This is a genomic window from Paenibacillus sp. FSL R5-0486 (assembly GCF_037975155.1).
GTDB classification, from domain to species: domain Bacteria; phylum Bacillota; class Bacilli; order Paenibacillales; family Paenibacillaceae; genus Paenibacillus; species Paenibacillus amylolyticus.
Window position 1 is genome coordinate 6,891,668 of sequence record NZ_CP150237.1, and the last position, 11,930, is coordinate 6,903,597.

The window sequence follows — 11,930 nt, forward strand, 5'->3', positions numbered from 1 at the left end:
GGTGCCCCCTCCCGGGGAACCTCCACTGCTTTACTTCATTCTAACGAACCTGACACACGCTATTTGGTCCTTTAAGCATGGATCTAAAATCTAACGAATCTCAGACATGTTATTGTGCATAGTTTGGTCCTTTTTCAAGATAAATAACTACTTTCTGAAGAATAGCGTTCTTGAGGTTCGTTAGAATTTATATTTCAGATTTTGACCCTGAATAGGTTGTCTCAGGTTCGTTAGCGCTGCGGCGAAGGTTTCTTTGGGGTAGTATCTATGGGGGAGTATCACCTATCAAAAAGAGCTAACCCCGACATCCGTGTCCAGGTTAGCTCTTTTACCCTCTCTTATCGTTTAGCGCTCTTACTCTCTTACTCTACTACTCCTTAAACTGCAACCGGCCTCTTCTTCGCTGTCTTCTTCTCCTGAAACAGTAGCGTCCACAGCAACACATTCGCTACGATCAGTAGCGCACCATAGATCCATACGCCCCCCGACACTGATCGGAAAAAGACATGGACTCCCCATAACATAGCAAGCACAGGGAGGGCGGCGAATACATACCAACCATCACTTTGCTGCGCCATACTGAAGGATTGGGAGAACGGTGGCTTACGCAACAACAATTTGCCTGCCAGTGGGACAAGCGCCGTAGCCGTCAGCATAATAATCGCAATATCCGGCAGTATCCGTGATCCAAATGTCCAGGTAAACAAAATGGCATTTGCCAGAAATATAGGCAGGAACATGTTGCATAAGAATGCCTTTAGAGCTCCTTTATATAACGCGCTATCATTCGCCATCGGTGCAGCCCGAAAAGTCCAGAATGCCTTATATTGTCCTGAAAATTTCAGCATGACCACCACCGTTACAACCAGCATCAGCACGATGTAAAAGGTGTATACAAACGAACTTTGTCTAAACTCCGCCCAACTAGAAGATTGCAATTCAGTAAACCAAAATACATAAGGTAAAACAAATGATAAACCAAGCGATGGATACACCTTCAGCTTGAATTCCCGTTCATTACGCATCATGCTGGCTGACAGACGGAAGCAAGCCTGCTCTTCTCTCGAACGACTGACCACCTTGGAGATCAACCGATCCCATCTTCCACGTCTGCGTCCGGAGGACTGACCCGAATGTGCCATTTTTTCCAAATACAATTCAAAGGAAGGCATAAGCTTCACATATACGATCATACTCACCACAGGAACCAAGACTGCCAGTGCTGTGAACGTATAGATCCACACATTCCCGCCCCCTGCAAATAACCATTCATATGCAGCCGCATACCATAACGGAGGTAACAGCAACTGCCACCAAGCCGGGGTAAATACCATACCAAAATCAATAATGCTGAACGAACGGATGACCAGCTGATAACCGATCGCAATCCCTACCGAAAGCAGAATCTGTACCATATTGATCATATCCTTCAGCTTCTCACCATCCAGAAACTTCATCATGAACAGATAGATTAGAGACGTTGTCACCAGAATCAGCATATTGATCAGAATCAGTTCCACAAGGAAAATCAGAAAGAATCCGATCCCATGCGTCACCAACGCGGCAATTAGCGGTATACCGGTTAATGAACCCGTCAGCAATAGCAGATAAACGCCTGCGTGGATGGCTCGGGCCATCCCCACCGTTCGTCCATTAACGGGCTTAGTCATAATGATATTGCGATCCCGGATGTCCAGCAGCACGGATGAAAAATCCGAGATCATAGACGTCATGATCATAAACATTAAGATGCCAAACACAAGACCCATCTGAAGCATGAAATGCCCCGTATCCCAGACGATGAAGGGAACCATCATCAGTCCCATTAATCCATACAACCACAGGGAACGAAGAAACTGATTCCCTTCCTTGCGCTCTTTTTTCCCTGAATTGTTGGATAAAATGGTAGGTACTCTGCGTTGATCCATCTGGAACTTCACTCGCAAGATCAGGCGCAGCACATCATAATCCGCCCCTGTTCTGGCGATAAGCGGACGAAAGCGATCCAGAATCTTGAGTGTGCGGAAGTCGGAGGATTCCTCCATATCAGTACACCTCCTGCACAATCGATACAAAGCGCTCAGCAATGGCTTTGTGCTCATTAAAGCCCGTTAATTGATTGAATACTTCCTCCAGCGTACCTTCCATGGATTGCTGTTGAAGCTGCTTGAACGTACCGTCTGCCACTACGCGTCCTTCAGCGATCAGTACAATTCGACTGCTGATCTTCTCCACCACATCCATGATGTGTGACGAATAGAAGATCGTTGTGCCTTTGGCTGACAATTGTGACAAAATCTCTTTGACCACCATCACACTATTGGCATCCAATCCGCTGAGCGGTTCATCCAGGAACAACAGATCCGGGTCATGTAGCAGCGCAGAGATTAACAGCACTTTCTGACGCATACCTTTGGAAAAGGATGCAATGCGGGAATGATATGATTTTTCCATTCCAAAACAATCCATCAATAGCTTGGCTTTGTAATCCGCATCTGCATAGGACATGCCGTATAACTCTCCCGTAAAAGTCAGATACTCCGCAGGCGTTAATTGTTCGTACAATTCCGCGACCTCCGGAACATAGCCGATTCTGCGTTTATACTCTACATCCCCATCTGCAATATCTTTACCAAAGATTCGCACCGTGCCTACATATCCTTCAACCAGCCCGAGTAAAATCTTAACCGTTGTACTCTTGCCAGCCCCATTGGGACCAATATATCCAATCATCTCACCGCGATTCACTTCCAGATCGATGCCGTTCAGCACATAACGTCCGTTGTATCTCATACGCAAGCTTTCAATGGATAGCACTTGTTGTTCACTCACTTCGTTATCCAGCTCCTGTCTCTATCTTTTTCTACAATTCTACTAGTTTACCACAGATTGGGATGGTAATGATCGGAAATAGGTCACGATATGAGCCATCGTCTGGATATCCCCTTCGAGTAAAAGCATCACGTAACATGCGTGAATACATCACAAAGCCCCTGTCCCACCTTATGGTAAGAGACAAGGGCTTCCACTTTATGTTGTACCTTATTTTATAATATTTAAAACGTCTTACTGCACCTTAACAATCTGAAAATGCTGATTCGTACCGCCATTATCCGTCCACTGGATGGCCGCAGCCCCATCTGCCAGGGATTGACTGGAGATATCCAATACCTTGCCTGTACTGCGGTTCTTCAGTTTATAATAACCACCACCTACATGGACAAGCTGCCATTGCTGACTGGCCCAGCCACCATCATTCCACTGTTCAATGACAGCCCCATCCGTCGTGGCACCATTCTCCACACCGATTAGCTTGCCACTGGAACGGTTGATGATTTTGACATAACCGCCACCCGCATCGGTAATCTGCCACTGTTGACTGGTTGTTCCCCCATCTGCTCGCTGCTCCAGGTCCGCACCGTTGACGGAAGAACCCCCAATGACATTTAGCAATTTGTTACTCTTACGACTAATCAGCTGATATGAAGCATTCGGGTCCCAGACATCCGGTGTACTCACTCCGGTCACAGTCCCTGTTGCTGTATCAATCGTAATACTGCTGGCCCAGTTCATCGCCAGACTAGTTCCACTAGGGAACGATAGGGGCAGCCAAACATACTTGGAATCCTGCACCGGTCCGCTCCATGCACCAGCCCAGCGGTCACCCATGTAGAGATAGGATGTGGTCTGTGAACCTTCTATAGGAACGACATAGGTGGATTGGGAACCATACGTTGTGCTGTCTCCAAAATTGCTAAGCCCGCTCCATGTGCCTGTAATGCTGGAGGCTGTCGCATATTTGGCCTGATTTGGATTCCAGCCGGTCGCACCCGAGGTGATCAGGAAGTAGACGCCGTCTTTTTTGAATAGGGCTGGTGCTTCACGATATTGTCCAGGCCACAGCGTTGTGACTAGGGATTCCACACCCAGGAAATCCGGGGTCAGCTTATATATATTCAGATCTGCATTCACTCGGGTCGCAGAGATCAGATAAGCGGTTCCGTTATCGTTGTATACCGTCATGTCTCTGGAATCATACCCAAGTGGACGATAACTGCCCACATACGTGTAATTGCCATCCACCGTATTCGAAGTAGCTACCGCCACTCGGGCCTCGCCATAATCCAGACCATTCTCCTTGTGCATCCACAGCACATATTTGCCAGTAGCACTGTTGTAGATGACCTTTGGGCGTTCAATATTAGAGATATTTAACTCGGCTGCCGAACTACTGGTGAGCACATCATTGCGATACTCCCAGTTCTTCAGATCCGATGAACGATACACGGACACTGCCTTGAACGTTCCATTCGTATTGCGGTTCTCTCCAAACCAGTAATAATACCCATTTGCCTTAATCATCCCGCCCCCATGAGCATGAACGACATTGCCATTGGTATCCTTGAACTGTATCCCGTTCGTTACACTAAGTGGAGCAGCTGAAGCATTCGGTCCGGGTGCAAGCAGCATACCTATTGATTGCAGCGCCAAAACCAAAGCAAGCAGATAACTCAAGCGACGGGTAAAGCGACGTGAATGTGTATTCTTTTTCAACCATCCATCGTTCATAGCCATATCGTAATGCACCTCCATGTTTTTTTATGAAGCGCTTACATAAAATAAAATCGATATGTCTTATCTGCCTTCGATCGATGATGCATTTCAGCATTAGAATTCCTGGCAATACTGGCTGGGCGTTCACCTCCCTGATTCCGATTGTATCCGCCACGTTCCTGCTCGAATAGTGAACAATCCGGCGGAAGATGTACAATTTTATACTCCGCTCTCTCGATCAACAGCAAAAAGACGCTTCCCCCGAAGCGTCCTCTGCTATACCTGCCCTGCCCCTCCATGATGTAACGATCTCTAGCTGTGTGCGGCTGTTCATAGGCAGGTTTTTATATGATGTTTTATCGGCGTATACTCGCCCTTATTGCTTAATCTTGGTCGTCAAAATCCTGGTCAAACGATAACACTTTACCTGTGTTGGCATCGATATCTACATCTGCTTCACCTTGAGCGGTTCTCAGTTCGATCTCATACACATAGCGACCATCATCATGATCCAGCTCGACTTTGGTTACTTTACCACCCGTAACTTGTTTCAACGCAATGTTTGAAGCTTGGGATGCCGTCAATTTGACCTGCTTGGAAGCAGAGTTATTAGACGTGTTGCCTGTTGCAGTACCTTTATAATCGTCGTCATCATCGTAGTCTTCATCATTCACGACCGCAAGGATTTTGCCTGTATAAGCATCCAGACGAACCACAACATCATTGGTTCCTTTTCTGTCGATCTCAACTTCATAGAACGTTTGGCCGTTTCTACGCTCCAGATCCACGTCATCCACTTTACCATCGGCTGCTTTTAACGCCAACGCTTTTGCTTGTGATGCATTCAGCATTTTACCTGTGCTGTTCTGATTCTGTGTTACAGATTGTGTTGTTGACGTTGGTGTAGTTTGCACCGATTGTCCGTTCACATTCCCGCTAGCCGCTACGGCTGATCCACCAAGTAATACTGCTGCTGACAAGCTACCAATCCAAAGTTTATGTTTGTTCATCATCATCATTCATCTCCTCGTTGTTGTTGTTTCGTTCTCGTCTACATTTATAGAATAACCTGCAGGAATGAGAGATCAGCGAGAGTTAGATTAGAATTTGATGAGAAAATGAAGAGAATGCTCATTTAATGAGTGTTCATTATGTATGTAATCTAAAAGAAATGAAAAAGATGACCCCTACATTAGGAATCATCTATCCAACAAGGTGTAACTCTATATTCAATGGATTCCTGTACAAATGTTAATCATCGTCCTCATCCCAAGTCACCGAACGAATTGCTCCTGAGATGGCATTCACTTGCACAATAGCCTCCCGGCCATCCTCCAAATCAATTTCAACCAGATAATATGGATTCCCGCTGTTGGTTCCACGCAGTTCGATGTCGTCCACTTCCCCCGGAACCTCCGCAAGTGCCTTCTGTTTGGCTTGTTTCTCGCTCAGAAACTGAGGTTTGGGATCATCCTTGGTTGGTTCAGTTGTCGGGGCTGCTATTGTTTTGGAAGCCATCGTCTCTCCCGTGTATGGATCAATCGTGAGTTCTTCACGACTGTTATCCTTTGCCTTCACTACCGCGGTGTATACCGGACTGCCTTGCTGCTCCACAAGTTCAAGCGAGACCAATTGGTTATCTGTCTGTTGTTTTAACAACGCCGTCTTGATCTGCTCGCGGCTCCATAACGTCTTCTCTTCCGCTTGCGGGTTCGACTCCAGCCGTTTAATGGAATTCACAGCAGCTGTAACGGCATCCACTTGCACATCATATAGGCCGGTCTCCGAACGGAGCTGCATGATATACGTCCCGTCCTTCAACGTCGAATTTACAATCTCTCCTGGATATTGATCAAGCACCGATTGTGCTGCCGCATCTGCCGTAAGTACCGCACCAGTCGATTGCCAAGGCTTCCACCACACCACAACTGCCACAATCAGCACAACGAGAAGCCCTGCACCCCACCAGAGTGACCTTCGCGATTTCGCCCATCCAATGTTCCCTTGTTCATGCCGTTTCATCTCCGGTGGTCGCTGCTCATGCTCTGTCATCACGTTTCCCCCTTATAACTCTCCCAATAGCCCGAGTTCATCTGTTATATATTCGGTCTGAGTTTAGTTTCCAATGGCTACTACATAAAATGAACTAATCTTTTACACAGTAACGGAGAGGACAGAAAAAACCTGAAAAAGCGAAGCGTTCGCCTAAAAGCTTTCTGAAAGAAAGCTACATCGGAAGCATACGCTATCCCCGGATTTTCCCCTTGAGAAAAGGGAATCAAAAAAATCTGGGGATAACAGCGATTGGAAGGTTGTTCTGTCATCGTAGTGTCAGTGTGAACAATCTTTAGTTCAGTTTATTTAGTATATAAGAGAAGAATGAGAATTTCATGAGAGCGGCCCGTTCTGAACCGATAAAGGCAAAATAATCGAAGCTTCGGTGCCTTCACCCTCGGTGCTGGTCAGTTCGATCCGTGCTCCAACTGCCCCTGCAAGCTCTTTGGCAAGTGACAATCCCAGACCTGAACCGCTTGCGCCTAAGCTGCGTGTTCTGGCCGGATCAACCCGGTAGAATCGGTCAAATACCTTCTCCAGCTCGTCCTCCCGCATACCAATCCCGGTATCCACGATTCGAATACGGCACTCTTGTCCCTTGGCTTCCAGCCTGACTTCAATTGCATCCTCACTATACTTCCGGGCATTATCCAGCAAAATAAACAAAAGCTGCTTCAGCTTACTCTCATCGCTGATCGCCCAGATTGGACCTGGATCTTCACACCGGACTTCACGGTGATAGGCTTCGCGAAATGCACGTGTCGAGTCTGTAGCCAGTCTCGTGATATCCACACGCTCCAACTGTACATTCCACTGCTCTGGCTGCTTCGCGAGCAGTAGCAGTTGCTCGGTCATCTCTCGCATGCGAACCGATTCGGACAGAATCGCTTCTACCGCTTCATCAAATACCTCGGGCCGCTCTTTTCCTCGCCGCTGTAGCAGACTGGCGTAACTCTCAATAATGGTCAGCGGTGTTTTGAGCTCATGAGATGCATCGGATACAAATCGCTCCTGTCGCTCAAAGTTGGATTCGAGCAGATCCATCATCCGGTTGAACGTCTGTCCCATCGTTTTCAGTTCATCCTTAGACCCTTCCTCCAGTGGAAGACGCTTGAATTGGCCACTGGACTGGATATCAGTCATCGTGCGTGTCATCTGCTGAATCGGTCTGGTCATTCGATTCGCCAGAATCCGGCTGGAGATAATGGCTGGAATGAGAGCAATAATCGTGACCGCCACAAGCACAGTTCGCAGTACAGACAGACGATTCTCCGTCTCTGCAATGCTCTCGGTGACTTGTACATTCACCACCTCGCCATCAGGCCAGATGACCGGGACTGATACCCACACATAACCAATCTGTTCAACTTGGGTATACTCCGATTTCTTCTCACTTTCGTACTTATAAGGCAGCTTGCTCAGCTGCTCGGAAGCTGCTGTTGTTGTCACCGGGGAACTGGTGCCGTCTTCATTAACAATCCGGAGCATGCCGTTCACAGGCGCGTAGGCCCGTAACAAGTCATCCGGCGGAATGGAGTCGGCAGACTGACGCACTCCTTTGACAATAGACTCCGCTTCCGCTTCCACCCGATTAACCTCGTTATCAATCGACATCCGTTCAAACACGATGTAGACCGACAGGTTCACCGCGATTAACAGCACAGCAAATAATACAGACGAATATCCGTAGATTTTACTGCGCAGGCTCATAACTGTTCCTTCAGGACGTATCCTACGCCCCGTACGGTATGTATTAAGGGTGGTGTGAATCCGTTATCCACCTTTTTGCGCACATAACGGATGTACACATCCACCACATTAGTATCTCCATAATAATCGTATCCCCACACGGCCTGCACAATCTGATCACGACTGAGCACCTGACGTTGATTCTGAAGCAGGTACACGAGCAGGTCGAACTCACGTGGAGTAAGCTCAATGGCCACACCATTTCGGGATACCTCTCGCGTTCCTTCATTTAGTTTCAACCCGGCAGCCGTCAACCAGCCCGCCTCAGCTTCATCCTTATGCCCAGAAGAGTCATTCCCCGTATCAGCAGGTGTAGACGAAGAAGCGGAAGAAACAACAGACGCCACTGCACTAAGCCGCAATGCAGCCCGAACTCTGGCAAGTAGCTCTTCAATCTGGAACGGCTTGGTGATGTAGTCATTGGCTCCTAGATCCAGGCCGGATACTTTGTCTTCTACAGAATCTTTGGCAGTGAGCATAATGATCGGAACCGTAGCATCTTTGGCCCGAACTCGCCGCAACACTTCAATTCCACTCAGACCAGGCAACATCACATCCAGCAGAATCAGATCCCACTGTCCTTCAGCATACTTCTCCAGTCCTTCTGTTCCACTACCAGCCTTGCCCACCTGATACCCCTCATACTGTAGTTCCAGTTCCAGCAGACGTGCTATTTTGGGCTCATCCTCTATGACCAGCACGGCTTCGTTCATGCAGCGCTCCCCCTCATCCCCATCATTTCATTCTCCCGTTATCTTACAATAACATCTACAATTTGCCCAAGGCATCTTCAACCGGATGCTCCCCGGCAATTAGATCAAAGGCCATTCGGTACGTCTTCTCTTCCTGCAAAGAAGCCACGATTACGCGGGCTACATCTTCACGCGGGATGCTTCCTGGCTCCAGATCGGTTCCAACTGCGATCTTACCTGTGCCCGGTTCATTCTTCAGACCACCTGGACGTATAATCGTGTAATTGAGATCACTTGCAAACAACACACGATCCGCATAATGTTTCGCCACGTAATAAGGCTTAATGGACTCTGACCATTTCTCCCGTTGATCTGCGCCATACGCACTGACCAGAATATATCTGGAGATTCCTTGCTGCTCTGCGGCTTCCATCGTTTTCACCGCACCGTCGAGATCGATAAGCAGTGTTTTGTCCTGACCGGTAGATCCGCCAGAACCCGCCGTAAACACAATGGCATTATGATCCTTCATTGCCTCAGCCAAATCCTCTACACTACCCTCCAGGTCACCAATCACTACATCTGCACCGAGTTCCTTCAGTGCATCGGCCTGCTCCGGTTTGCGGATCATAGCCGTTACTTTATGTTTGCCTTCCTGTGCCAGCTGCTCCACCACAAACTTACCGATTTGCCCATTTGCTCCTATAACTAAAACGTTCATACGTCATTCTCCTCACAGTTGAACGGATGGCTTGTTGTTGCTCCCCGTTCCTTTTATTTAAAGATGCTCATCCTATAATTTAAACGAAAGCCGGCGCTTCTAAGCGCCGGCTTCATGTCCATGCCTGTTCAGTACCTCTAAGAAATGTGAAGTCTTCCGTTGTCCCATTAATATGCCATATCCCCTAGGTACTTTATACGCGACCTCACATCGACCACTTCTGCCGCACCTTTTTTCATTCTGAATATCTGTTATCCTTTGTAATCGTGACAACCAAAAAGGACGCCCAAAAGGGCGCCCTTGAATGGCATTAAGATTAGTAAGCCAGTGCGAACAAACCGTGAATATGAGCCAGGTAACGGATGTTACTTGCTTCTTTCATCATGGTTGCAGGCAGACCTTTCAGACGAGTCTGGTTGCCACCGATCATGCCGACAGCATCTTTACGACCCAGACTTCCCAGCGTACCGGAGAATACTGGTGTGAAGGATTCCATTGCGCCACCTTTGAACATAACGCCCAAGTTGTGACCAATAGTCTCACCCATTTGCCAAGCCAATTGTGCTGTTGGAGGGTAAGGGCGAGCGCCTTCGCTAGGGAAGACTACTGCGCTGTCACCAGCAACAAACACGTCTTTGTGAGAAGTAGATTGCAGAACTTCCGTAACTTTCGCACGGCCACGATCCACTTCAATTCCGCTGTTAGCAACAACAGCGTTGCCTTGTACGCCACCTGTCCATACGAGTGTGTTCGTAGGGATGGAGCTGCCGTCTTTCAGCAGAACTTCGTTTTCTTTCATCTCGGTAATCGCTACGCCAACGATGAAGTTAACGCCACGTTTCTCAAGACTTGATTTAGCACGTTCAACCAGCTCTGGCGGGAATCCTGCCAGGATGGAAGGACCTGCTTCAACTGTGTACAGGGATACTTCTTTGAAGTCGATGCCTTTTTCTTGACATACAGCAGGAAGCAGGTCAGCGAATTCGCCAACAAGCTCAATACCTGTCAAGCCGCCGCCACCAATAACAAACGTAGCGTCTGCTTTGTTGCCGGACTGTTTGTAAGCATCAAGACGTGCTTCAACGTGTGCACGAATACGGTTTGCATCGCTAACCGATTTGAGCGTGAAGCTGTACTCTTGCAATCCCGGAATTCCGAAGAATGCCGTTTCGCTGCCCAAGGCAACAACAAGTGCATCGTAAGAGTATGTGGAGCCGCTGGTCATCAGAACTTTCTTCTCGTCCGGCTTGATTGTATCCACCGTATCGATTTTCAAGTTCACGTTTTTGCCACGCAGCAATTTTTCAAGTGGAAGAGCAACTGCTTGTTCAGCAATGCTTCCCGCTGCAAGACGGTGCAGTTCCGTGATAATTTGGTGTGTAGGGTAACGGTTCACGACAGTAATTGTCGCTTCTTCCGGAGACAAGTATTGACGCGCAGTCAATGCAGTCAACAGACCGCCGTATCCTCCACCCAAGATCAAAATTTGCTTCGACATATCCATCCTCCGTTCTTCTAAGTCTTAACGTTTCGGTTGTTGACGCTCGTTCAAGATGCTCAAGAAAGATTGAGCAAAACGAAGCGATTGTTGTACGTTTGGATCTTTAAGCATTTTCAGCATAGCGAACAAGCCAACTGAAGTTTGCTCTGTTTGCGCACGGTCATTGGCTTCGATGGCAGCAGAAGCTACACCTTTAGCTTTGTCTACAACAGGCTTAGCGAACTCGCCCATTGCGCTCATTGTGTCGCTGATCAGAACTTTGTCTGTTGCTACACTTTGTGCAAAGTCATAAGCTTTTGTCATAGCAGTAACCATTTCAGCCAATTTAGGCAGGTTCTCCACCAGAACGGTTAAAGACTCCTGTACCTCAGGCTTCATCAGTTGATCCAGAACGTCCAAGGACTGGCGCTCGGAAACGTTGGCACCTTCTGTAACTGGCACCTCTTGTTGAGTAGGCGATTGTGACATAAGAGAAAGTCCTCCTTTACTTTGGGATAGAAGTCCGCGACTTTCATGATGCCTGTCAAGCAGAGCCGAACCACAAAATACATCGAATACATTTAAATGTACCAAATTTCACACAATAGGATGAGCGTAGCTCGGGGCCACTCCCGTATCATGCATTGTATCTTGGATCTATTGCGGACAACATGTGTTG

At 47.8% G+C, this 11,930-nt stretch carries 10 protein-coding genes; all 10 read right to left on the reverse strand.

Annotation, left to right across the window (positions count from 1 at the left end):
* Positions 1 to 377: 377 nt before the first annotated feature.
* A complete protein-coding gene (locus MKY01_RS30460; protein ID WP_127551514.1) occupies positions 378 to 2,045 on the reverse strand; it encodes a hypothetical protein in 1,668 nt (555 codons plus the stop codon).
* Position 2,046: 1 nt separating this feature from the next.
* Positions 2,047 to 2,832 carry an ABC transporter ATP-binding protein gene (locus MKY01_RS30465; protein WP_339284703.1) on the reverse strand — a complete coding sequence of 262 codons (786 nt, stop codon included), beginning with the start codon at positions 2,830 to 2,832 and terminating at the stop codon, positions 2,047 to 2,049.
* Positions 2,833 to 3,066: 234 nt separating this feature from the next.
* Positions 3,067 to 4,575 (reverse strand): RICIN domain-containing protein, encoded by a 1,509-nt coding sequence (locus MKY01_RS30470; RefSeq protein WP_339284705.1) that lies wholly within the window; start codon positions 4,573 to 4,575, stop codon positions 3,067 to 3,069.
* A gap of 362 nt (positions 4,576 to 4,937) precedes the next feature.
* Positions 4,938 to 5,573 carry a PepSY domain-containing protein gene (locus MKY01_RS30475; RefSeq protein WP_339284707.1) on the reverse strand — a complete coding sequence of 212 codons (636 nt, stop codon included), beginning with the start codon at positions 5,571 to 5,573 and terminating at the stop codon, positions 4,938 to 4,940.
* 232 nt (positions 5,574 to 5,805) lie between these two features.
* A complete protein-coding gene (locus MKY01_RS30480; RefSeq protein ID WP_339284709.1) occupies positions 5,806 to 6,606 on the reverse strand; it encodes a PepSY domain-containing protein in 801 nt (266 codons plus the stop codon).
* Between the two features lie 336 nt (positions 6,607 to 6,942).
* A complete protein-coding gene (locus MKY01_RS30485; RefSeq protein ID WP_339284710.1) occupies positions 6,943 to 8,319 on the reverse strand; it encodes an ATP-binding protein in 1,377 nt (458 codons plus the stop codon).
* Entirely contained in the window at positions 8,316 to 9,071 is a 756-nt protein-coding gene (locus MKY01_RS30490; protein WP_339284712.1) for a response regulator transcription factor, read from the reverse strand. The genes MKY01_RS30485 and MKY01_RS30490 overlap by 4 nt, the downstream gene beginning before the upstream one ends.
* Before the next feature lie 55 nt (positions 9,072 to 9,126).
* The gene (locus MKY01_RS30495; protein ID WP_127550365.1) at positions 9,127 to 9,771 is read right to left on the reverse strand and encodes an SDR family oxidoreductase; all 645 of its coding nucleotides are present in this window, start codon (positions 9,769 to 9,771) and stop codon (positions 9,127 to 9,129) included.
* Positions 9,772 to 10,087: 316 nt separating this feature from the next.
* Entirely contained in the window at positions 10,088 to 11,269 is a 1,182-nt protein-coding gene (locus MKY01_RS30500; RefSeq protein ID WP_036606574.1) for an NAD(P)/FAD-dependent oxidoreductase, read from the reverse strand.
* 24 nt (positions 11,270 to 11,293) lie between these two features.
* Positions 11,294 to 11,740 (reverse strand): DUF1641 domain-containing protein, encoded by a 447-nt coding sequence (locus MKY01_RS30505; RefSeq protein WP_017691658.1) that lies wholly within the window; start codon positions 11,738 to 11,740, stop codon positions 11,294 to 11,296.
* Between the last annotated feature and the right edge of the window lie 190 nt (positions 11,741 to 11,930).

Excerpts from the sequence above, each read along its gene's own strand:
- MKY01_RS30460 (WP_127551514.1), bottom strand. The coding sequence starts at position 2,045 with ATGGAGGAATCCTCCGACTTCCGCACACTCAAGATTCTGGATCGCTTT.
- MKY01_RS30475 (WP_339284707.1), bottom strand. The coding sequence starts at position 5,573 with ATGATGATGATGAACAAACATAAACTTTGGATTGGTAGCTTGTCAGCA.
- MKY01_RS30485 (WP_339284710.1), bottom strand. The coding sequence starts at position 8,319 with ATGAGCCTGCGCAGTAAAATCTACGGATATTCGTCTGTATTATTTGCT.
- MKY01_RS30480 (WP_339284709.1), bottom strand. The coding sequence starts at position 6,606 with ATGACAGAGCATGAGCAGCGACCACCGGAGATGAAACGGCATGAACAA.
- MKY01_RS30470 (WP_339284705.1), bottom strand. The coding sequence starts at position 4,575 with ATGGCTATGAACGATGGATGGTTGAAAAAGAATACACATTCACGTCGC.
- MKY01_RS30490 (WP_339284712.1), bottom strand. The coding sequence starts at position 9,071 with ATGAACGAAGCCGTGCTGGTCATAGAGGATGAGCCCAAAATAGCACGT.
- MKY01_RS30495 (WP_127550365.1), bottom strand. The coding sequence starts at position 9,771 with ATGAACGTTTTAGTTATAGGAGCAAATGGGCAAATCGGTAAGTTTGTG.
- MKY01_RS30500 (WP_036606574.1), bottom strand. The coding sequence starts at position 11,269 with ATGTCGAAGCAAATTTTGATCTTGGGTGGAGGATACGGCGGTCTGTTG.
- MKY01_RS30505 (WP_017691658.1), bottom strand. The coding sequence starts at position 11,740 with ATGTCACAATCGCCTACTCAACAAGAGGTGCCAGTTACAGAAGGTGCC.